Annotated in this window: 22 protein-coding genes and 1 riboswitch; of the genes, 18 read left to right on the forward strand and 4 right to left on the reverse strand. The window is 43.5% G+C overall.

Annotated features, from left to right (window positions below):
• Window positions 1–400: 400 nt before the first annotated feature.
• Entirely contained in the window at window positions 401–1,036 is a 636-nt protein-coding gene (locus ACR65F_RS14955) for a hypothetical protein (protein ID WP_440504896.1), read from the reverse strand.
• Window positions 1,037–1,222: 186 nt separating this feature from the next.
• Between ACR65F_RS14955 and ACR65F_RS14960 the strand changes: the two genes are divergently transcribed.
• Window positions 1,223–2,158: a 5'-3' exonuclease gene (locus tag ACR65F_RS14960; RefSeq protein WP_231567264.1), complete on the forward strand. Its 936-nt coding sequence runs from the start codon at window positions 1,223–1,225 to the stop codon at window positions 2,156–2,158.
• Entirely contained in the window at window positions 2,130–2,945 is an 816-nt protein-coding gene (locus ACR65F_RS14965) for an STAS domain-containing protein (protein ID WP_125103026.1), read from the forward strand. Before ACR65F_RS14960 ends, ACR65F_RS14965 begins: the two co-directional genes overlap by 29 nt.
• 20 nt (window positions 2,946–2,965) lie before the next feature.
• Here ACR65F_RS14965 and ACR65F_RS14970 read toward each other — a convergent pair whose 3' ends face one another.
• The 3 genes from ACR65F_RS14970 to ACR65F_RS14980 all read right to left on the reverse strand — a co-directional run bounded on the left by ACR65F_RS14970 (window position 2,966) and on the right by ACR65F_RS14980 (window position 4,399).
• Window positions 2,966–3,493 carry a C39 family peptidase gene (locus ACR65F_RS14970; protein ID WP_039043425.1) on the reverse strand — a complete coding sequence of 176 codons (528 nt, stop codon included), beginning with the start codon at window positions 3,491–3,493 and terminating at the stop codon, window positions 2,966–2,968.
• Window positions 3,494–3,511: 18 nt separating this feature from the next.
• A complete protein-coding gene (locus tag ACR65F_RS14975) occupies window positions 3,512–3,970 on the reverse strand; it encodes an STAS domain-containing protein (RefSeq protein ID WP_039043424.1) in 459 nt (152 codons plus the stop codon).
• A 108-nt stretch (window positions 3,971–4,078) separates the two neighbouring features.
• Window positions 4,079–4,399 carry a thioredoxin family protein gene (locus tag ACR65F_RS14980; RefSeq protein WP_039043423.1) on the reverse strand — a complete coding sequence of 107 codons (321 nt, stop codon included), beginning with the start codon at window positions 4,397–4,399 and terminating at the stop codon, window positions 4,079–4,081.
• A 211-nt stretch (window positions 4,400–4,610) separates the two neighbouring features.
• On the opposite strand from ACR65F_RS14980, the gene ACR65F_RS14985 reads away from it, so the two are divergent.
• The 16 genes from ACR65F_RS14985 (at window position 4,611) to ACR65F_RS15060 (ending at window position 22,741) form a co-directional block, all read left to right on the forward strand.
• The gene (locus ACR65F_RS14985) at window positions 4,611–6,995 is read left to right on the forward strand and encodes a 3-hydroxyacyl-CoA dehydrogenase/enoyl-CoA hydratase family protein (protein WP_440504897.1); all 2,385 of its coding nucleotides are present in this window, start codon (window positions 4,611–4,613) and stop codon (window positions 6,993–6,995) included.
• Window positions 6,996–7,025: 30 nt separating this feature from the next.
• The gene (locus tag ACR65F_RS14990) at window positions 7,026–8,201 is read left to right on the forward strand and encodes an acetyl-CoA C-acetyltransferase (RefSeq protein WP_440504898.1); all 1,176 of its coding nucleotides are present in this window, start codon (window positions 7,026–7,028) and stop codon (window positions 8,199–8,201) included.
• A gap of 35 nt (window positions 8,202–8,236) precedes the next feature.
• Complete coding sequence (locus ACR65F_RS14995) at window positions 8,237–10,024, forward strand: acyl-CoA dehydrogenase FadE (protein WP_039043420.1); 1,788 nt, start codon at window positions 8,237–8,239, stop codon at window positions 10,022–10,024.
• An 88-nt stretch (window positions 10,025–10,112) separates the two neighbouring features.
• On the forward strand, window positions 10,113–10,472 hold the full coding sequence (locus ACR65F_RS15000) for an arsenate reductase family protein (protein WP_440504899.1): 360 nt from the start codon (window positions 10,113–10,115) through the stop codon (window positions 10,470–10,472).
• Window positions 10,473–10,549: 77 nt separating this feature from the next.
• Window positions 10,550–10,933: a glycine cleavage system protein GcvH gene (gcvH, locus tag ACR65F_RS15005; protein ID WP_039043418.1), complete on the forward strand. Its 384-nt coding sequence runs from the start codon at window positions 10,550–10,552 to the stop codon at window positions 10,931–10,933.
• Window positions 10,934–11,222: 289 nt separating this feature from the next.
• The gene (locus tag ACR65F_RS15010) at window positions 11,223–11,522 is read left to right on the forward strand and encodes a thioredoxin family protein (protein ID WP_440504900.1); all 300 of its coding nucleotides are present in this window, start codon (window positions 11,223–11,225) and stop codon (window positions 11,520–11,522) included.
• Between the two features lie 50 nt (window positions 11,523–11,572).
• Window positions 11,573–11,678, forward strand: a riboswitch (SAM riboswitch).
• Between the two features lie 378 nt (window positions 11,679–12,056).
• Window positions 12,057–13,079 (forward strand): methionine ABC transporter ATP-binding protein, encoded by a 1,023-nt coding sequence (locus tag ACR65F_RS15015; RefSeq protein WP_039043416.1) that lies wholly within the window; start codon window positions 12,057–12,059, stop codon window positions 13,077–13,079.
• Window positions 13,076–13,744: a methionine ABC transporter permease gene (locus ACR65F_RS15020; RefSeq protein WP_440504901.1), complete on the forward strand. Its 669-nt coding sequence runs from the start codon at window positions 13,076–13,078 to the stop codon at window positions 13,742–13,744. Before ACR65F_RS15015 ends, ACR65F_RS15020 begins: the two co-directional genes overlap by 4 nt.
• 251 nt (window positions 13,745–13,995) lie before the next feature.
• Complete coding sequence (locus ACR65F_RS15025) at window positions 13,996–14,838, forward strand: MetQ/NlpA family ABC transporter substrate-binding protein (protein WP_039043414.1); 843 nt, start codon at window positions 13,996–13,998, stop codon at window positions 14,836–14,838.
• Window positions 14,839–14,973: 135 nt separating this feature from the next.
• Window positions 14,974–16,173, forward strand: a complete 1,200-nt coding sequence (locus ACR65F_RS15030; RefSeq protein WP_039043413.1) for a dicarboxylate/amino acid:cation symporter — start codon at window positions 14,974–14,976, stop codon at window positions 16,171–16,173.
• A gap of 335 nt (window positions 16,174–16,508) precedes the next feature.
• Window positions 16,509–17,288, forward strand: coding sequence for a Fe-S cluster assembly ATPase SufC (gene sufC / locus ACR65F_RS15035; RefSeq protein WP_039043412.1), 780 nt, complete (start codon window positions 16,509–16,511; stop codon window positions 17,286–17,288).
• 18 nt (window positions 17,289–17,306) lie between these two features.
• Window positions 17,307–18,614: a Fe-S cluster assembly protein SufD gene (gene sufD / locus ACR65F_RS15040; protein ID WP_039043411.1), complete on the forward strand. Its 1,308-nt coding sequence runs from the start codon at window positions 17,307–17,309 to the stop codon at window positions 18,612–18,614.
• Entirely contained in the window at window positions 18,614–19,834 is a 1,221-nt protein-coding gene (locus ACR65F_RS15045; RefSeq protein ID WP_039043410.1) for a cysteine desulfurase, read from the forward strand. The genes sufD and ACR65F_RS15045 overlap by 1 nt, the downstream gene beginning before the upstream one ends.
• The gene (sufU, locus tag ACR65F_RS15050; RefSeq protein ID WP_025782993.1) at window positions 19,834–20,271 is read left to right on the forward strand and encodes a Fe-S cluster assembly sulfur transfer protein SufU; all 438 of its coding nucleotides are present in this window, start codon (window positions 19,834–19,836) and stop codon (window positions 20,269–20,271) included. The genes ACR65F_RS15045 and sufU overlap by 1 nt, the downstream gene beginning before the upstream one ends.
• Window positions 20,272–20,293: 22 nt before the next feature.
• Window positions 20,294–21,691, forward strand: a complete 1,398-nt coding sequence (gene sufB / locus ACR65F_RS15055; protein WP_039043409.1) for a Fe-S cluster assembly protein SufB — start codon at window positions 20,294–20,296, stop codon at window positions 21,689–21,691.
• A 339-nt stretch (window positions 21,692–22,030) separates the two neighbouring features.
• The gene (locus ACR65F_RS15060) at window positions 22,031–22,741 is read left to right on the forward strand and encodes an N-acetylmuramoyl-L-alanine amidase family protein (RefSeq protein WP_440504902.1); all 711 of its coding nucleotides are present in this window, start codon (window positions 22,031–22,033) and stop codon (window positions 22,739–22,741) included.
• Window positions 22,742–22,810 lie beyond the last annotated feature (69 nt).

The following is a 22,810-nucleotide window of genomic DNA, read 5'->3' on the forward strand; positions in this document are numbered from 1 at the left end:
GTCCAGCAAGCGCAGCGCGGTAGGCTTTTAAAAATAATCACTCACAAATTTGTGTCCACTTTCTTGACGGAATACCATAATTGATCATAACTCAGGGAAAGTGCTCATAAATCGCAGAAAGTGATCATAAATCGCAGAAAGTGATCATAACCCAGGGAAAGTGCTCATAACTCGCAGAAAGTGATCATCCCCCAGGGAAAGTGCTCATAAATCGCAGAAAGTGATCATAACCCGAGGAAAGTGCTCATAAATGGCAAAAAGTGATCATAACCCATGAAATCTGCTCATAACCCAAAAAAACATGACCTCACGCCTCAATCTATTTCGCCCCAAACTCATTTCCCAAAACAAAAAAAGATCAGCCGCAGCTGATCTCTCCTTAATTCCCAACTCTAACTCATTAAATACAAGTAAATGCATCGATCCGATTTAAGTCAATTCCGGTAAACATCCATCGTCGCCACTGATTGTTCCATTGGAATCCTGCGACAGACGTTCTTCCGACGAAGGTTGGGAAGAACCAAAACCCTCTATATCGAGATGTCCAGATGTACGTATAGCGGAACATGCATCCGCGAATTCCACCTGGATCTACTCTCAAGAGTTGCTGATCAGGATACGCGGGTGTTTGCGAAGGTGGAGGTGATGTTGGTGCACTTTGTTGATTTCCGCCACCGCCACCACCACCAGATCCTGGATAAGCGGGTTGACTCGGATTCCATCCACCTTGCCATGGTGCATTCGGTTGGTGCGGGAAACCTGGCCATCCTGGTTGCTGTGGCGAATTCGGCCAACCCGGCCATCCTTGCTGGTGGTTGTTATGTGATGGATTCTGCCAATCGTTCCAGCCGTTCACTGCGGTTAGATGAGGATCGATGTTCATTGCAGTTTGATGAGGATCTACATTTAATGCCATTTGATGAGGATTCACATTCATTGCAGTCGCGTTCCAATCATCCTGACTGCTAGGTTGTTGAATGTATCCTTCAGGAAGCTCGGGAAACCATTGTTCCTCGGTGTAATCATTTGGATTCATACTTTTATACCCCTTTCAGAATTTCACTCTGCTCCCCATCCTATGTCAAACGCTCAGGTTGCCTTAGACGAGTGCCTAGATAAGTGACGTCAATCCCTAAATGAGCGTGCCAAACTAAAAAGACGTGGTATGATAAAGAAAAGAAATTTGTACATAAGCTTAAGAACTAATAAGGAGAGTGAGCAAGTGAGTACTGAACGTCCACACATACTGATTATTGATGGAATGGCCCTGTTATTCCGTTCGTTTTTTGCAACAGCTGTACGAAAACAGTTCCAATACAATGAAGATGGAATCCCTACAAATGGGGTTCAAGGATTTCTAAGACATACATTAACTGCAGTTAACCTTTTTCAGCCGACCCATCTTGCGGTTTGCTGGGACATGGGTTCGGTCACTTTCCGAAACGACATTTATGATGGTTATAAAGCCAATCGTCCTGCGCCAGCGCCGGAACTTCTTCCTCAATTTGATATGGCTCGTCAGGTTTCTGAAGCTATGGGATGGAGAAATTATGGGGTTGAAGGAATGGAAGCGGACGACCTGATCGGATCACTCGTCAAAACGTGGAAAGAGGATGCGGATTTAACAATTGTGTCCGGGGATAAGGATTTACTTCAATTACTTGCACCTTCCGTCCAAATCGCCTTAACAAAAAAAGGTCATTCTATCTATGACCTATACACAGAGTCACGTTTTTTAGAAGATTACGGAATGACACCCACTCAATTCATTGACTATAAAGCATTTATAGGCGACACGAGTGATGGCTATCCAGGGGTCAAAGGAATTGGACCGAAGACAGCACTCAAATTGATTCAAACATATGGGACTGCTGAAGAAGTCGTCAATTCATTGGACAAGCTGACGAGTTCTGAGAAAAGCAAAATTCAAGACAACTTGGCGATGCTACATGTATCAAAAGAACTGGCAACCATCCACTGTGAAGTAGATTTAGGAAAAACATTAGAGTCTCTTGAAATTCCGGATTATACTGACCAAACATTAAGCCATCTAAGGAAACAAGGTTTGAACGCAGTCCTCAAACAAATGGCAACAGCAGAACTAGTAGCTGCTACAAGGGGGAGTCTTGATGAAAGAATTATTGATCCTTTTAAGTGATAAGGTAACGGAGAATGCTGAGCAACTTGCAGGCCTGATAACTAAACAGCAGAACGAACGTTATCCGATTATGAATCGTATTGAAGAAGAACTCTTTCTATCTCGCGTGGAATTAGTAAAGCTATATGCGAATGCGCTGAAGTTAGAGGAGACAGAACGAATTGAGCAATTGCGTCAATGGGGACAGGAAGCGGGGACTCACTTTGCGAAGAAAGAAAGTGTCTCTTTAGACATGATGCTTCGTGAGGTTCCTGAATACCGTGCATATATTGGTACCGTTTTAAAGCATGAAGGACTAAACCGTAACATCAGTTCAGAGGAAATGTATGAACTGACGACTGTACTCGATACGATTGTGAACGATGTCGTCTACTACTTCAGCCTTCCTTTTGTGCATTATGAAAAGGAAATGCTGAAGATTTCACAAGCTGCGGTTGCTGAATTATCCGTTCCGATTGCATCCATTAACGATACGACTGCTATCCTGCCGTTAATCGGTATTATGGATTTCAATAGAGGAACCGTGCTGCAAGAAAAAGTTCTTAATGAAGCTGTTCGACTCAATCTCGAGCATTTGATCATCGACCTTTCAGGACTTCAAACGACGGATACATTTGTAGCTCAACAGTTATTCATACTCTTTGAATCACTGTCGTTAGTTGGGACTGTTCCAGTCGTTAGTGGAGTAACCCCTGCTATCGCACAAACGCTAGTCGGTCTTGGTATAGACTTCGGCTCCATCAAGAGCTTTGCAACGTTAAAACAAGCAATTCAATATGTAGCATAACAAAAAGGACACTGAGCGAATCAGTGTCCTTTTTGCTTGGAACTTGGAGCGATTTTTACAAAAGTTAAAACCTCTTGGTTCTTTCGATAAGAGACAAATCGCAAGTTGCTAGGAGAAGAAGGGCTTCCATTGTCATGAATTGTGAGAATCACATCATTCGCATTTTTTTCATATCCTATAAGAGGTACCCAGTGATAGTCGAATTCATACTTTCCACTCCACTTGAAAGTAAACCATTTATCAAATTTCGCCGCAACGGGACGTCCGTTCTCAAGTTCGGATATCGCTTCGGATAACGAACATTTCCGAACTTCCCAATCGGCACCTAGTATCTTATGAAGCCTATGAACGAAACGCCATGTGAATAACCCGATTCGAGTAGTTCCTAATAGCTTGTAAAGCTTATTGACAGAAACTTTGGAAATTGGGACATTCAAATAGTGTAAGATCACAGAAGCTGTTACGGGACCGCATGCAGATGGTCTTAGCTGTATGTCTATGGAAGGTTCATATTGTGATTTGCCTTGTAGTTGTTTTAAGAACGGCACGACAAAATCCTCCCTTATTTACTCTTTTGAAAAGGAAAGTCCTTTTTCATCCATTAGAGTTTGTAGTGCTGATTTGAAGTTTGCGTATGACTCTACTTCAGAAGCAACTCCTGAATTAACCATTTGACGGACAAATGGAGGAGTGAAGCCAACCATGATTGGACGAATGCCCATCAATCGAAGTTCGGATCGCATGAGTTGCAATTCATGAGTCAGCATTTCCAAACCTTCCTCTTCAGCCAAACGGATACTTGAAAAGTCGAATACGGCAGCTTCAGTATGTCTATGGTCCCCAGCATACTCAAGAACTTTCGTGCGAATACGTTCCATTCGTTCTCTATCTATATATCCGACAATAGGGAGCAAGATTGTATTATCAATAATTGACGTAATAATTGGAACAGATGTCTCACTAATAATTTCTTCATACTTGGCAATAGTGGCTTTTAATTGTGCAATTTCTTCTATATGACTCATTCTACACCTCTTAGTTTTTCTTTAACCTCTCTTAAGTATAACTGATTTTCAAAAAAATACATAAAAAAAACCGACTGCATAGGCAGCCGGAGGAATTGCTAGTATCTTTTAAATTGTTAGACCTTCAAGGAAGCTTGTCACTTGCTCAGGAGATTTTGCGTTGGCACTATGAAGGTGCGCTTTTTTCTCTCCATTTTCAAAAATGAGTAAGCTCGGAATCCCCATCACATCATACTTTTCTGCGATTTCAGGAAGAACATCGCGGTCTACATCATACCAATCGTACTGATCGTAATCTTCTGTAATAGGTCCGATAAACATGTCCATCACTCGACAGTCTGGGCACCATCCTGCCTGGAATTTAATAACTGAGCGTGATGGTTCGTTAATAATGTCATCGAATTGTTTTGCGGTTGTAATTGAATCCATGTATATTCGACTCCTTTCATATCTTCAGTGTACAATGAAAAGCGCTTTCAGCCCATCAACTTGTTTCGGAAGGAATGAATAGTTGTTTTTTAGATTTAAATATTGCGAAAACGCAGGAAATAGTCTACAATTAGATTCATAGAAAAGGTTTCTATTTTTTTTACCCACAAAATGAATGAGTGTTCATTCAAAAGCAAAGGGAGGATTTCACGTGGCTTATCAAATTAAGAAAGCAGCAGTTATCGGATCTGGTGTTATGGGGTCTGGAATCGCTGCACACCTCGCCAATATTGGGATTCCTGTTCTTCTTCTGGACATTGTTCCAAACAAATTGACAGAAGACGAAGAGAAAAAAGGATTTACACTGGAGCATAAGGCAGTTCGCAACCGAGTTGTATCTGGATCGATTCAGAAACTACTAAAACAAAAACCAGCACCACTGACTTCTAAGAAAAACCTAGCTTTAATTGAAGCGGGCAACTTGGAAGACGACTTAGAAAAGTTGAAAGACGTGGACTGGATCATTGAAGTTATCGTTGAAAACTTAGAAGTTAAAAAGGGCTTATATGAAAAAATCGACGCTGTTCGCAAACCCGGAACAATCGTCACTTCAAATACATCAGGAATTAGTATCGATGCTATGGCGGAAGGTCGTTCAGAAGACTTCCAAAAACATTTCCTAGGTACGCATTTCTTCAATCCGCCGCGTTACTTGAAATTGCTTGAAGTGATTCCAGCAAAAACGACTTCAAATGAAGTAATCGAGTTCATGACGTCATTCGGTGAAGATCGCCTTGGTAAAGGTGTCGTGTTAGCTAAAGACACGCCGAACTTCATCGCCAATCGAATCGGAACATACGGACTTCTCGTCACGCTTCGTGAGATGGAAAAACGCAGTTATACAGTTGGTGAAGTGGACTCTGTAACTGGAACTCTGATTGGACGCCCAAAATCTGCGACATTCCGCACGTTGGATGTAGTAGGGCTGGATACATTCATGCATGTTGCGAAAAACGTCTACGACAAGACTGAAGGGGAAGAGCAGGCGGTATTCGAACTTCCTGAATTCATGAAAAAAATGATCGACAACGGGTGGATCGGTGCTAAAGCGAAGCAAGGATTCTTTGTGAAAAAAGGCAAAGAAATCTTCGAGATCGATTCATCGACGCTTGACTACGGTCCAGTCAAGAAAATGAAAACGCCTTCAATTGAAATGGCGAAGCAGCAAAAAGGACTCGGCAATCGTGTGAAGTCATTAGTGTACGCAGATGATCGTACAGGAGAGCTTCTCTGGAGCATCTTAGCACCGACACTTCTTTACTCTGCTGACATGCATGGCAAAATCGCAGATACAATCGTATCCATCGATAATGCGATGAAATGGGGTTTCGGATGGCAACAGGGGCCGTTTGAAGTTTGGGATGCTATCGGTGTCAGCAAATCAGTCGAACGGATGAAGGAACAGGGAGAAACAATTCCTGAATTCGCTCAAAAATTGCTCGATAAAGGATTCGAAACCTTCTATAAAGAGGAAGACAACGAGCTCTTCTACTTCGATGGGGAAGGATACTCTCCAGTTCCGGTTAATGAGAAAGTAATCGACTTGAAATGCTATAAGAAAAAGCATGGCGTCATCAAGAAAAACTCTGGCGCAAGCTTGATCGACATGGGAGACGGAATTGCACTTCTTGAGTTCCATTCACAGTCTAATGCGATTGGCCTCGACATTATGCAAATGATTAACTTTGCGGTGGATGAAGTTGAGAAGAACTATAAAGGTCTCGTCATCGGTAACCAAGGAAAGAACTTCTGTGTCGGTGCAAACCTCGGAATGATTTTGATGGAAGCGCAAGATGATAACATCTTCGAACTCGATTTCGTAGTGCGGACGTTCCAAAACGCAATGATGAAAATCAAGTATTCATCGAAACCAGTCGTTGCAGCACCGTTCCAAATGACGTTGGGTGGCGGAGCAGAAGTCTGCTTGCCAGCTGCTCATATCCAAGCTTCCATGGAAACGTATATCGGCCTTGTTGAAGCTGGAGTTGGACTGATTCCTGGTGGAGGCGGAAACGTCGGTCTTTACTTGAAACACTTAAAAGGATTGCCGAATGGCGTTCAAGTGGACTACCAAAACATCGCGAACAACGTATTCGAATCGATTGCGATGGCAAAAGTGTCGACTTCCGCTGATGAAGCACGTGAAAACAACTTCCTCGATTTCGCAGATGGCATTAGCGTCAATGCGGATCATCTATTATATGATGCAAAACAAGCAGCACTATCACTTTATGACAATGGCTATCAAGCGCCAAAGCATGAGAAATTCCCGGTAGTTGGTGAAACCGGCTATGCAACGTTATTACTCGGTGCTGAAGGCATGCGTTTGTCAGGGTTCATCAGCGATCATGATATGAAGATTGCGAAGAAACTCGCATACGTATTGGCTGGTGGCAAACTGCCATACGGCACACTAGTCGATGAGCAGTACTTGCTGGACTTAGAGCGAGAAGCGTTCTTGAGCTTAGTAGCAGAGCCGAAATCACAAGCTCGCATGCAACACATGCTTGTCAAAGGCAAACCATTGCGTAACTGATGAAACAGAACTTTTAGAGGAGGAAACACAATGCGTGAAGCAGTAATCGTAGCGGGTTCCCGCACACCGGTTGGTAAAGCAGGTAAAGGATCACTTGCAACAGTCCGACCAGATGATTTAGGAGCCCTTACTATAAAAGAAACATTAAAACGCGCAGGAGGATATGACGGTCCGATTGAAGACCTGATCATCGGCTGCGCAATGCCGGAAGCAGAACAAGGCATGAATATGGCACGTAATATCGGTGCACTTGCGGGATTACCGGATACGACACCAGCGATTACCATCAACCGTTTTTGTTCATCAGGACTCCAGTCCATTGCTTATGCAGCTGAACGCATTATGCTTGGACACTCTGAAGCCATCCTAGCAGGTGGTGCAGAATCTATGAGTATGGTTCCAATGATGGGGAATACCGTTCGACCGAATGCAAAGCTTGCTGAAGAAGCACCTCAGTATTACATGGGAATGGGGCATACTGCCGAGCAAGTTGCCGTAAAATATGGAATCAGTCGTGACGACCAAGATGCGTTTGCGGTTGAATCTCACCGTCGCGCAGCAGCAGCGATTGACACTGGAAAGTTCGATGACGAAATCGTCCCAGTCGAATTTACAAAAGGATATGTCGACAACAACGGGAAATTTGCAGAGAAAAAAGAAACGTTTTCTATGGATGAAGGCGTACGTCGCGGTACAACTACGGAAATCCTAGCGAAATTGCGTCCTGCCTTCTCCGTTACAGGATCAGTAACAGCAGGTAACGCTTCGCAAACGTCTGACGGTGCAGCATCTGTACTCGTCATGGATCGTGAAAAAGCTGTGGCGGAAGGGCTTACGCCAATCGCGAAGTTCCGTTCGTTTGCAGTAGCAGGCGTTCCACCTGAAATTATGGGAATTGGTCCAATCGCTGCGATTCCTAAAGCGTTGAAAATCGCTGGACTAACAATTGACGATATTGACGTATGGGAATTGAACGAAGCATTCGCATCCCAATCCCTTCAAGTCATCCGTGAACTGAAGCTGGACACGAGCAAAGTGAACGTCAACGGCGGCGCAATCGCTCTCGGTCACCCACTTGGTGCAACCGGTACGATTTTGACTGTGCGTATGATGAGTGAACTGAAGCGTCAAGGCAAGCAATTCGGTGTCGTTACGATGTGTATCGGTGGCGGAATGGGCGCAGCTGGCGTGTTTGAATTACTTTAAAAAATCATGAACGTAAAATAGAGGAGGAACTAGAAATGACTGAAACTACGACAAATGAGCTAATTAAAGGCGGGGCGTTTTTAACTGAAGACATTACACCGGACCGAGTATTCACGCCAGAAGACTTTTCTGACGAGCAAAAGATGATTGCAAAAACAGCGGAAGACTACGTGAAAAACGAAGTGCTTCCAGTTGTGGATAAATTGGAGAACCATGAGTTTGAACATTCCGTAAAACTACTTAAATCTGCTGGAGATCTTGGTCTTCTAGGCGCAGACGTTCCTGAAGAATATGACGGTCTAGGGTTGGATAAAATCTCATCTGCATTAATCTCAGAGAAACTAGCAGTTGCAGGTGGATTCTCAATCACTCACGGTGCACACGTTGGAATCGGTACGCTTCCAATCGTATTGTTCGGTAACGAAGAGCAAAAGAAGAAGTACTTACCGAACTCTGTAGCAGGGGACAAAATCTCTGCTTACGCACTAACTGAGCCAGGTTCAGGTTCTGATGCTCTTGGAGCGAAGACGACTGCAAAAATGAACGCAGCGGGTACTCACTACGTATTGAATGGTGAAAAGCAGTGGATTACGAACGCTGGCTTTGCTGACGTTTTCGTTGTCTATGCGAAAATTGATGGCGATAAATTCTCAGCATTCATCGTAGAGCGCGAATTCCCTGGTGTTTCTGTTGGGGCGGAAGAGAAAAAGATGGGCATCAAGTCTTCATCTACACGTACACTGATCTTGTCTGACGCTGAAGTGCCTGTTGAGAACTTGCTTGGTGAAGTGGGCCGCGGTCACATTATCGCTTTCAACATCTTGAATATTGGTCGTTATAAGCTTGGAGTAGGTACAGTTGGTGGGTCAAAACGTGCGCTTGAACTTGCGATTTCGTATTCAAACGAGCGTAAGCAGTTCAATACGCCGATTTCATCGTTCAACTTGACGAAAGAAAAGATTGCAACGATGGCGTCCCAGCTATATGCGACGGAAAGCTTGATTTACCGTACAGTCGGTTACTTTGAGCAGCGTCAAAGCCAGATGACTGCTGAACAGCAAAAAGACGGAAAAGCGATTGCAGCGGCGATTGCTGAATACGCGATTGAATGTTCTATCAACAAAGTAGTTGGGTCTGAGACACTCGATTATATCGTTGACGAAGCGGTTCAACTACACGGTGGATATGGTTTCATGGCTGAATACGAAGTAGAGCGCGCATACCGCGATTCACGTATCAACCGAATCTTCGAAGGAACAAACGAAATTAACCGTATGATCGTTCCGGGAACATTCATGAAGAAAGCGCTAAAAGGCGAGTTGCCATTGTTGCAACAAGCTCAAGCACTTCAAGAAGAGTTGCTTATGATGATGCCGGAAGAAATTGGCGATGCACCGCTTGAACAAGAAAAGGTTCTAGTGAAGAATGCAAAGAAAATTGGTTTGCTAGCTGCTGGATTAGCTGCACAACGCTATGGTACGAAACTCGAGCAGGAACAAGAAGTTCTTGTGAACATTGCGGATATTGCTAATAACATCTTTGCAATGGAATCTGCACTCCTACGTACTGAAAAAGCAGTCGCGAAAAACGGAGCAGAAAAAGAACAACAAAAAATCTTGTACACAGAAATCTTCTGTCAAGAAGCATTTGCCGCAATCGAACGCGATGCGAAAGAAACGCTTTACGCTGCAGTGGACGGAGATAACCAGCGCATGATGATTTCAGCATTGCGTAAGTTGACTCGCTCAAACCCTTACAACGTAATTGCGAAGAAGCGTGAAGCATCAGTCAAGCTGATCGATGCTGCGAAGTATGTTGTTTAATTCATAACTTTTGTACACTCCCATCCAGACTGCAATTCTGTAGTCTGGATGTTTTTGTGGTAAAATGGAACCAATGGGGGTGACTGTATTGGGACTGCACTATTATGGCTATCCAAAATGTACAACATGTAAAAAGGCTGAAAAGTGGCTGAAAGAAAATGATATTTCTTACGAAGCATCCAACATTGCTGAACAGCCACCGAGCGAACAAGCATTGAAAGAAATGATCACTAGTTCTGAAATGCCATTGAAGAAGTTCTTTAACACGAGTGGCATGAAATATCGTGAACTCGGTTTAAAGGACAAGCTTGCTACTATGAGTGAGGATGAACAAATCCAATTGCTAGCGTCTGACGGCATGCTCATTAAGCGTCCACTTGTGACTGATGGTAAAACGACTACTGTCGGGTTCAATGAGCAAACGTTTGCAGAAACGTGGAAGGCATAACTTCATTTCTTGTCTTTCAAAGGTACCTGTGGCAAAATAGAATCAAGTATAACAATTATTAGTTGGAGGGGAATAGAATGAGCACACCACAAGGTTTGAAGTATTCTGAAGAGCACGAATGGGTTAAAGAAGAAGACGGTAAATACCGAATTGGTATTACACACTTTGCACAATCTGAGCTTGGTGATATCGTGTTCGTTGAATTGCCATCTGTTGGCGACGAATTGAAATCAGACGAGCCATTCGGTAGCGTTGAATCTGTAAAAACGGTTTCAGAACTATATGCACCAATCAGCGGTAAAGTCGTTGAAGTGAACGAAGATTTAGAGGACAGCCCTGAGCTTGTCAACGAATCTCCTTACGAGGGTGCTTGGATGGTAGTTGTGGAAGCAACGAAACCAGCTGAACTGGATGAGCTTATGACTCCTGAAGACTACGACAAAATGACTGTCGGAGAATAATACTAAAAGGCGCCGACTATCCGGCGTCTTTTATATTTTCTATTGAAATAGAGTGTCAACAGTGTTGATTTACGTTTCAGGCGGACGCGGGCCTACAGGAAGTAGGTCATGCAACCGTTGCGGCAGGACGCCGCGTACTTAGGTTGTTTCCTTGAACTTCCCCCAGGAGTCGCCGCCTTACACTTCAATCAACGAGATTTTTTGCATCTAGTGACGTCATCAACAGCTATCTAGATTCATCAGGGATCTTTAGTCCCTATATGCTATTTTTAGAGTGAAGGTGATAGGCATGAATGAATGGACATATAGTGAGTGGAAAGAACTCGCTGATCGAGAAGAGCTGGCGGCATTCTATTTGTATACACCGCTATGCGGAACGTGTGCAGTGGCCAGCAAAATATTGAATGTCGTAACAGAGATGAAGCCAAGTCTTCCAATTGGAAAAGCTAACTTAAACTATGTTGAAGAACTGGCGACAGAATACCAGGTTGAAAGCGTACCGTGCCTGCTCATCAAGCGAAAAGGCGAGCAAGCTGAGAAAGTCTATGCCTTTCAATCGGTTCAAAATATTCTCGAAAAGCTTAGTTGACACTCCTAAATCGCTATGGTATAACTAAAAGCAACCAATTGAATAACTGACTCTTATAAAGAGAGGTGGAGGGGAGAACCCTGTGAAGCCCGGCAACCGTCAATTTAATTGAAATGGTGCCAAGTCACACAAAGCGTATGCTTTGAAAGATGAGAGATCGGATGAACGCCATGAATTCTTATGCGTACGCCTTTCTGTGAATCTGCAGGAAGGCGTTTTTAATTTAATTATATATGTTGAAGTGAAAATCACCATCGGTTCAGACATTTTAGTTGTTTGGAGCGAGAGTTGTTACGGAGAACAACTTTTGCGAGTAAAAGCGAAGCGTTAGGAGCAGGGTGCTGATGCCTTAATTTCTGCAAAGGGCTCAGAAATATGGCCAATCGAATTCTTCGTGGTTCGATTGGCTGAAATCGAGCCCCTCGGAAAGCGTCCGCCTGGAGAGGAAAACAACGGCAAGTGGTCGGATTGTTTAATTTAACTTATATAGCGATTAGTATTGGACAGAATGAAAAGCAGTGAGGTGGGTGTCGAATGATTCAATTAGCAAATGTCAACAAACGATTTGGGACCTCAAGCACTGCGATTACTGCAGTTGACGGAGTAAACCTAACGATTGAAGAAGGAAAAATATACGGCATTATCGGGTATAGTGGTGCTGGTAAAAGTACGCTAATTCGATTGCTCAATGGGTTGGAACAACCAACAGACGGTTCTGTCGAAGTAAACGGTCGTAAGATTTCATCCATAGGTGGAAAAGAACTTCGTCAAGCCCGTCAAAAAATCAGTATGATCTTCCAACATTTTAACTTGCTTTGGTCTCGTACCGTAAAAGAGAACATTACATTCCCTTTAGAAATAGCAGGAGTTAAAAAGGCAGAGAGAGAGCGGAAAGCAGCGGAATTGATAGAGCTCGTAGGCTTAGCAGGACGTGAAAATGCCTATCCATCCCAATTGTCGGGTGGACAGAAACAACGTGTCGGAATTGCCCGGGCACTCGCGAACGACCCTGAAGTGCTCTTATGTGACGAAGCAACGTCCGCACTCGATCCAGAAACGACTGATGCGATTTTAGACTTGTTGACAAGCATTAACGAAAGGCTTGGATTAACAATTGTCCTCATCACGCACGAAATGCACGTCATCCGGAAAATCTGTCATGAAGTCGCAGTGATGGAAGCAGGACGTGTTGTAGAAACTGGAGACGTACTACAACTGTTCCAGTCACCGAAAGAACAGATAACAAAACGATTCGTTTCGCAAGTGACTGAACCGGAAGATGCGAAGAAAGTGATGTCGCTCATGCGTCAGGATTATCCGGATGGCACACTTGTCAAACTAGCGTTTGTTGGGGAACGTACAGAGCAACCCGTACTCGCTAGTTTAATAAGAGAGTATCCAGTGGATGTCAGTATTCTTCAAGGAAACATCTCGCAAACTCGTGGCGGTGCATACGGGACAATGATTTTACAAATAACAGGTGAACCAGAGGCAACCGCAAATGCAATTCAATATTTACATGAACAAGGTGTCCAGACGGAGGTGTTTGAGAAATGATTGAAACGTATTTCCCGAACGTGGACTGGGCAAAAATGTGGGAAGCAACAGTAGAAACACTTTATATGACGTCTGTCTCAACCATATTCACTTTCATCATCGGGCTAGCACTTGGGATCCTTCTTTTCCTAACCGGTCCAGGCCATATATGGGCAAACAAGCTAGTTAACTTGCTAACGGGATCAATTGTTAACATTTTCAGATCGATTCCTTTCATTATATTGATCATCCTTCTAATTCCGTTTACTAAGTTTCTAATCGGAACAATCAGAGGCCCAGAAGCTGCAATGCCGGCATTGATTATTGGAGCTGCTCCGTTTTACGCAAGAATGGTACTGATTGCGCTGCAGGAAATTGACAAAGGTGTTCTAGAAGCAGCACGCTCGATGGGTGCAAAAACCTCAACTATCATTTTTAAAGTATTATTGCCAGAGTCGATGCCCGCTTTAATCTCCGGGATTACAGTGACAGCAATCGCACTTGTTGGCTACACGGCGATGGCAGGAATTATCGGCGCTGGAGGACTAGGAACACTTGCCTTCCTAGACGGATTCCAGCGAAGCCGAGAAGACGTCACACTCGTTTCAACAATCTTGATCCTAATCGTCGTCTTCATCCTACAATTTGCAGGAGACTTCGCCGTCAAAAAGCTCGACAAACGATAACACAGGGAAAAACAGGCATGCCTGTCTACTATATAAGTGGTTTGATGAATTAAAACTGATGCCTGGCATCTCCGTTGATAGGAGTGGAAGGCGGCGACTCCTGTGGGAAAGTTCATGGAAACAACCTAAGTACGCGGCGTCCTGCCGCAACGGTTGCATGACCTACTTCCTGTAGGCCCGCGTCCGCCTGCAACGGAAATCAACACTGTTCGTTATCAAATCTAAAAAAACAGAAAAGGGAAGTGGAATGGATGAAAAAGTTTTTAACAGGAATTTTACTAGCAGTACTTGTATTAGCACTTGCAGCATGTGGTTCAAAAGACGACAAAGATGGAAACGCAAGCGGTTCTGATGAAGACGTAAAAGTCATTAAAGTTGGCGCATCCAACGTTCCACACGCAGAAATTCTGGAAGAAGCAAAGCCGCTATTGAAAGAAAAAGGCTATGACTTGGAGATTGAACCGTATCAGGATTATGTATTACCGAACCAAGATCTTGATTCTGGAGACCTGGACGCAAACTACTTCCAGCACATCCCTTACATGGAAACACAAATTGCGGACCACGGATATGACTTCACAAACGCAGGCAGCATTCATATCGAGCCAATCGGTGTCTATTCTAAGAAATACAAATCACTAGACGAACTTCCGGATGGCGCTACAATCCTTATCAGTAACTCGGTTGCTGACCACGGTCGTGTTCTTGCGATGCTTGAAGCAGAAGGTCTTATCAAGCTTAAAGACGGTGTGGATAAGACAAAAGCTGAAGTGAAAGATATCGTGGATAACCCGAAAAACATCAAGTTCGACGCAAACTATGAAGCAGCACTTCTTCCACAAATGTTCGACAGCGAAGAAGGCGATGCAGTACTGATCAACTCGAACTACGCAATTGATGCAGGCATCAACCCAATGGAGGATTCTATTGCACTTGAAGAATCTGATTCTCCATATGTGAACATCCTTGCAGTGAATACAGGGGATGAAGACAAACCAGCTATCAAAGCACTTGTCGAAGTTCTAACTTCAAAAGAGATCCAAGACTTCATCCTCGATGAGTGGAAAGGTTCAGTCGTACCAGTTACTAAATAATATAGAAGCAACCCCTCATCTTGAGTTTACAAAGATGAGGGGTTTTTTGGATAAAAAATAGGACTGATTTTTAAAGCGTTTTCATGTATGATAGAGAGAGTTTTACTAATTCAACGCACGAAAGGGGTTTCGAAAATGAAATTTAAAATAGGACTTATATGGAGAATTGTCATTGCTATCGGTCTCGCAGTAGGACTTGGGTATTTGACACCTATGATTGGTGAAGGGTTTGCAAAAGGCTTCACACGTCTCTTCGCAACATTCAACATGATCTTTGGAGGATTCCTTAACTTTGTAGTTCCTTTAATTATTTTGGCATTCATCGCACCAGGAATTGCGAAACTCGGTAAAGGTTCTGGGAAGTTGCTTGGTCTTGCGACATTATTCGCTTACACATCGACGATTATCGCAGGGATTCTTGCTTACTTTGCAGCAACAACCTTACTTCCGGGATACATAAGCGGGTTAGGAAGCAAATCTATTGATACTGCGAAAGAAGCAGCAAGCGCTTTCTTCGAGCTAGAAATGACACCTCTTATGGGCGTTATGACGGCGTTGCTTCTTGCATTCGTACTAGGTATCGGAATGGCTGCAATCGGCAGTAAAACAATGTTACACATGTTTGAAGAATTGAACACGATAATAGAAAAAGTGATCACGGTCATTATCATACCGCTCTTACCGATACATATTTTTGGGATTTTCTTAAATATGACATATACAGGTGAAGTTGCTAAAGTGCTATCGATTTTCATCTTCGTATTCATTATGATCATTATTCTTCACCTAGTTATGTTGACACTGCAATACACAGTTGCTGGAGCTGTTTCAAAACGGAATCCGTTCCGTCTGATGAAGATTATGGCACCAGCTTATTTCACAGCGATTGGTACACAATCTTCAGCAGCAACGATCCCTGTAACATTACGTCAAGCAAAACAAACTGGGGCGTCTGCACGAGTGACGGACTTTACCGTTCCTTTGTTTGCAACAATCCACTTGTCAGGGAGTACGATTACACTCGTATCTTGTTCAATCGGGGTTATGTTGATGAATGGTGTTCCAGTCAGCTTTGTTACTTACCTCGGTTTCATCTTCATGTTAGGAATTACAATGATTGCGGCTCCTGGAGTACCAGGCGGAGCGGTTGTTGCCGCAACGGGTCTTCTAGCTTCTATGTTAGGTTTCGACGAATCCATGGTAGCACTCATGATTGCTCTGTACATGGCACAAGATAGCTTCGGAACTGCAACGAACGTTACAGGCGATGGAGCGCTTGCAATTGTCGTCGACAGCTTTTCAAAAGACGGCACATCTGCCAAACTATCGAAATGATTGACCTATAATAAGCAGCGCGTCTATCTTCTGTTCTATTAGAGGATGGCGCGCTTTTTGTTTCTATACAAGGGATAAAGAAATAGATAAGAAAACCTTTGTTAATGAGGGTTAACCCTAAAAAATAGTTTGTGAACAGTTCGTGATAAATTCTCATTCACAAAACGGCAATTGAAAATGGAAATAGTTTGTGAATATCGCGGGAAAAGGAGGTTTCATTTATAAATTATAATCATTCTCAATGATTTGCATGTACTTCGTATATAGGATAAGATTAGAATGATGATAAATAGAAGATGAGTGAAATTCATCTTAAGCATACTGGAGGTATTGGAATGGCTACTTTGGAAATCAAAGATCTTCATGTTTCAATCGAAGACAAAGAAATACTTAAAGGTGTCAATTTAACAATCAACACAAATGAAATCCATGCAATCATGGGACCGAACGGAACAGGTAAATCCACGCTCGCGTCTGCAATCATGGGTCATCCAAAATACGAAGTAACATCAGGTTCTGTACTTCTTGATGGAGAAGAAGTTCTAGAAATGGAAGTCGACGAACGTGCGAAAGCGGGTCTGTTCCTAGGCATGCAATATCCAAGTGAAATTACAGGCGTAACAAACGCTGACTTCCTTCGCTCAGGCGTTAACGCTCGTCGCGAAGAAGGCGACGAAATTTCGCTTATGAAGTTCATCCGTGAACTCGATAGCAAAATGGAACTCCTTGAAATGGACGAAGATATGGCAACTCGCTACTTGAACGAAGGATTCTCAGGTGGAGAGAAAAAACGTAACGAAATTCTTCAACTTATGATGCTGAAGCCTAAATTCGCAATTCTAGACGAAATCGACTCCGGTCTTGATATTGATGCTTTACGTATCGTTTCTACAGGTATCAACGAAATGCGCGGAGAAGATTTTGGTTGCCTAATCATTACTCACTATCAGCGTCTATTGAACTACATCACACCTGACCACGTTCACGTGATGATGCAAGGCCGAGTTGTGAAATCTGGTGGAGCTGAACTTGCTCGCAAACTAGAAGAACACGGTTACGACTGGATTAAAGAAGAGCTAGGTATTGAAGAAGAGACGGTTGAACAAGAAGCGTAAGAGGGAGGACGATTGAACATGACGGTTGAAACTAAATTGGCATTGACCGGAGAAGACGTCCGCTCTTATTCCGCAACTACGGGAGAAGCGAGCTGGTTAACCGATCTCCGCTTGGATGCGCTGGGCAAAGTAGACTCACTTCCAATGCCGAAACCAGATAAAACTAAGATTGATAAGTGGAACTTCACGGAGTTTCCTGTACATGCTGTTGAAAGCACTGTATATGAGAACCTTAGCGAACTTCCAGACGATGCGAAATCACTTGTAGACGCAGAAAATCAAAAAAACATCTACGTGCAACATAACAACACACCTGCTTTTTTATCGCTATCTGATGAATTGAAAGAGCAAGGCGTTATTTTGACAGATATTTTCACGGCATCTCGTGAACATAGTGATCTTGTAAAGAAATACTTCATGACGGATGGCGTTAAAGTGGACGAGCACCGCCTCACTGCATTCCACGCAGCTCTCATGAATGGTGGCGTATTTGTATACGTACCAAAAAACGTAGAAGTTAAACAACCGATTCAAGTGTTGTTTTTACATGATGATGCACAAGCATCCCTTTTCAACCACGTAATTGTAGTTGCTGAAGCGAATAGTGCTGTCACTTACGTTGAGAACTATCTATCTACAGTCCCTCACGCTGAAGGACTTGCAAATATCATTTCAGAAGTGTTCACAGGCGATAACGCCGTCGTCACTTATGGTGCAGTGGATGTTCTTGCTGAAGGGTTTACAACATACGTAAACCGTCGTGGAATTGCTGGCCGTGATAGCCGCATTGATTGGGCGCTGGGCTTAATGAACGATAGCAACACGATTTCAGACAACTTGACACATTTAGTTGGCAACGGCTCACGCTGTGATATGAAATCTGTTGTAGTAGGACGCGGAACACAAAAACAAAACTTCACTTCTGAAATTGTCCACTGGGGACTTGACACAGAAGGTCACATTTTAAAGCACGGCGTTATGAAAGATGCTGCTTCATCCATCTTCAACGGTATTGGTAAAATCGAGAAAGGTGCAACACGTTCAAATGCGGAGCAAGAGTCGAGAGTACTTATGCTTAGCGAAAAAGCTCGTGGAGATGCCAATCCGATTCTTTTAATCGATGAAGACGATGTAACTGCAGGACACGCTGCTTCTGTTGGACGCGTAGATCCACTCCAGTTGTTCTACTTAATGAGCCGCGGAATTTCGAAGCAGGAAGCAGAACGCCTCGTCATCCATGGTTTCCTTGCGCCAGTTGTTAGCAAATTGCCAATCGAAGGCGTCAAGAAACAGTTGACGGAGGTCATTGAAAGGAAAGTGCGCTAATGCTGAACAACGACATTCGCAAAGATTTCCCGATACTCGACCAAGAGGTAAATGGGTATCCTCTCGTATATCTTGACAGTGCAGCAACTTCTCAGAAACCACGTCAAGTAATTGAGGCGGTTGCCAACTACTATCAAAATGATAATGCAAACGTTCACCGAGGAGTCCACACACTTGGTAACAGAGCGACAGAAGGTTATGAAGGCGCGCGTGAAACTGTGCGCAAGTTCTTGAATGCTTCGTCAACAGAAGAAATCATCTTCACTCGTGGAACGACAACAGCATTGAATCTTATTGCTCAAAGCTATGGTCGTGCAAACATTAGTGAAGGTGATGAAATCCTCATCACGTATATGGAGCATCACTCGAACATCATTCCTTGGCAGCAACTAGCGAAAGCAACAGGAGCTGTCTTGAAATACATCGATCTTGAAGAAGATGGCACGATAGCACTTGAAAAAGTGAGCGATGCGATGACAGATCGGACGAAGATTGTTTCGATGATGTATGTCTCCAACGTTTTGGGAACGATGAATCCGATAAAAGAAATCACGGAAATTGCTCATGTGCACAATGCAATCATGGTGGTGGATGCAGCGCAAGCAGCGCCCCATCTAAAGCTGGATGTCCAGGACTTAGACTGTGATTTCCTCGCGTTTTCCGGACATAAGTTGTGTGGTCCTACAGGTATCGGTGCACTCTACGGAAAAAAAGCGCTATTGAATGAAATGGAACCTATTGAATTCGGTGGTGAAATGATCGACTTCGTAGGACTTTATGATTCTTCATGGAAAGAACTGCCTTGGAAATTTGAAGGTGGGACACCGATCATTGCTGGTGCGATTGGAATGGCGGCGGCTATCGATTATATCGAATCTATTGGACTTGATAATATTGAGAAGCATGAGCACGAACTGGTCGCATATGCAATGGAACAAATGAAGACTGTTGAAGGTCTTGAAATTTATGGCCCACGGGATTCAAGCAAGCGTGCAGGGATTGTCACCTTCAATCTGGACGGTGTTCATCCTCACGATTTAGCAACTGTGTTAGATATGAATGGTGTAGCAGTTCGTGCAGGACACCATTGTTGCCAGCCTCTTATGAAATGGTTGGATGTATCTGCAACAGCACGTGCCAGCTTCTATCTCTACAACACGAAAGAAGATGTGGACCGTCTTGTTGAAGGCCTTCGCATGGCAAAGGAGTATTTTCAATAATGGGAAACGAAAAACTAGATCAGCTGTATCGTTCGGTCATAATGGATCATTATAAAACTCCTCGTAACAAAGGAGTTCTTGAAAGCAGCAACGTTACTATCGATATGAATAACCCTACTTGCGGAGATGTGATTCACTTAACGCTTCAAGTAGAAGACGACATCGTTAAGGATGCTAAGTTTGAAGGAGAAGGATGTTCGATTTCAATGGCATCGGCTTCGATGATGACGCAACTTATCAAAGGCAAGAATACTGAGGATGCAGTAACTGCAGCTCACGCTTTTTCGGATATGATGTTGGGTAAAGATATCGATGATTCTATGGATTTTGGTGATATTGAGGCGTTGACGGGGGTTGCTAAATTCCCTGCGCGTATTAAATGTGCAACACTGCCATGGAAAGCAATGGAGAAAGGAATCGCGAGCGATTCCGAATAATTGAACGAAGGAGGACTATCAAATGGCTAAAAAGATGCCTGAAATTGGCGATTACAAATACGGTTTCCATGACAAAGACGTATCCGTATTCCGTTCTGCACGTGGATTGACAAAAGAAATTGTTGAAGAAATCTCACGTATGAAAGAAGAACCGGAGTGGATGCTGAATTACCGTCTGAAGTCTCTTGAGTTGTTCTATAGCAAGCCGATGCCACAATGGGGCGGAGACTTGAATTCGTTGAACTTCGATGAGATTACGTATTACGTAAAACCATCTGAAGCAACAGAAACTTCATGGGATGAAGTACCAGAAGAAATCAAGCGTACGTTTGACAAACTGGGAATTCCTGAAGCAGAACAAAAATACCTTGCAGGTGTTTCTGCGCAGTATGAGTCCGAAGTGGTTTACCACAACATGAAACAAGAACTGACTGACTTAGGAATTGTCTTTAAAGACACGGACTCTGCACTTCGTGAAAACGAAGAATTGTTCAAGAAGCATTTTGGTACAGTAATCCCGAACTCTGATAATAAATTCGCTGCATTGAACTCAGCGGTTTGGTCAGGTGGATCGTTCATCTATGTACCACCAGGCGTTAAAGTGGAAACACCACTACAAGCGTACTTCCGCATTAACTCTGAGAATATGGGACAATTCGAGCGCACACTTATCATCGTTGATGAAGGCGCAAGCGTTCACTACGTAGAAGGCTGTACAGCTCCTGTTTATACAACGAACTCACTTCACAGTGCGGTTGTAGAGATCATCATCAAAAAAGATGCTTACTGCCGTTACACAACGATTCAAAACTGGGCGAACAACGTGTACAACCTAGTAACGAAGCGTGCTGTCTGTGATGCGAATGCAACGATGGAATGGATTGATGGTAACATCGGTTCGAAGCTAACGATGAAATATCCAGCAGTCATCCTTAAAGGTGAAGGCGCTCGCGGTATGACATTGTCAATTGCAATCGCAGGTAAAGGGCAACACCAAGATGCGGGTGCAAAAATGATGCACTTGGCTCCGAACACGTCTTCAACAATTGTGTCGAAGTCAATTTCACAGCACGGTGGTAAAGTGACGTACCGCGGAATCGTTCACTTCGGACGTAAAGCGGAAGGCGCTCGCTCCAACATCGAATGTGATACGCTTATCATGGATGACAAATCTACGTCAGATACGATTCCATACAACGAAATCCTGAACGATAACATTTCACTTGAACACGAAGCAAAAGTTTCCAAAGTCTCTGAAGAGCAGCTCTTCTACTTGATGAGCCGTGGTATTTCTGAACAGGAAGCGACTGAAATGATCGTAATGGGCTTCATCGAGCCATTCACAAAAGAACTTCCAATGGAATATGCCGTTGAAATGAACCGTCTCATAAAATTCGAGATGGAGGGAAGTATCGGATAAGCACTGTTAAGTCAGTGTTTATGCGGTATTCCATATAACTGAATAACCGTCCGTGCCACATTCGTGCCCATTTCAAATGTGGTCGGACATTTAAGAGGCGAACTTTTTGAGTTCGTCTTTTTCTATTTTCTCGGTTAAGTACAACTATTCATCCGTACTTCTTTTGAGCGAATTAGGACACAAACGTCGATTTGTGAGGTTCTATCGGTTAATCAATATATTAGAGAACCGTGCACTTGATCACTCAAGGGAATGTTTTTTGTTTTCTGTACATCTTTTCTCACTAGGAGCCTATATAAATGATGATCCACAAACTAGTAGATGAAAGGAGAATGGAAAATGGTGAAAATTGTACTCGATGCAGGGCATGGCGTGTTGACTCCAGGCAAACAAACTCCTGACGGTGAGAAAGAATGGATGTTTAACAATGAAGTTCTTCTTGCTGCCCAGGCAAAACTGGAGATGTATGATAAAGTTGAGCTCTTGCGAGTAGATGATCCAACTGGTAAGACTGATGTTCCCTTAAAAATGCGGACAGACTATGCAAACGCATGGAAAGCTGATGTCTATCTATCGTTTCATCACAACGCCAATACAGGTGTTTGGGGCGACTGGGGTGGGGTGGAGACATATACGTTTGATGGGAATGGATCGAATTCGAATGCTGATAAACTTGCAAAACTCATTCAGCCGAGACTCGTGCGTGCAATGGGGCTGCGAGATCGAGGCGTACGAAAGAAAAACTTGCATGTTCTCCGTGAAACCAAGATGCCGGCTGTACTTGTTGAAGGGGGCTTCATGGATTCCCGGACAGATATTGAAGCACTTAGGAATCCACAACGATTGAAGGCTCAAGGCGAAACTATAGCTGAAGCAGTGATAGCTTATTATCAACTCAAAAAGAAATCGAGCACGACATCTACTATCAATGCCAGCAAGACATTCCGATTAGTAACAGGGACATTTCTATCCAAAGAAGATGCAGAAGTCTCAGCTGATCGTCTTAGGAAGCAACATGGATGGACTGTCTATGTAAAAGAAGAATCCTAACAGCTGACCTTTGCTGAAATGCAAAGGTCATTTTTTCATCCCACAAACAGTCCCAAAGTCCAGAAAAAC

This window comes from Sporosarcina sp. SAFN-010 (assembly GCF_059415065.1).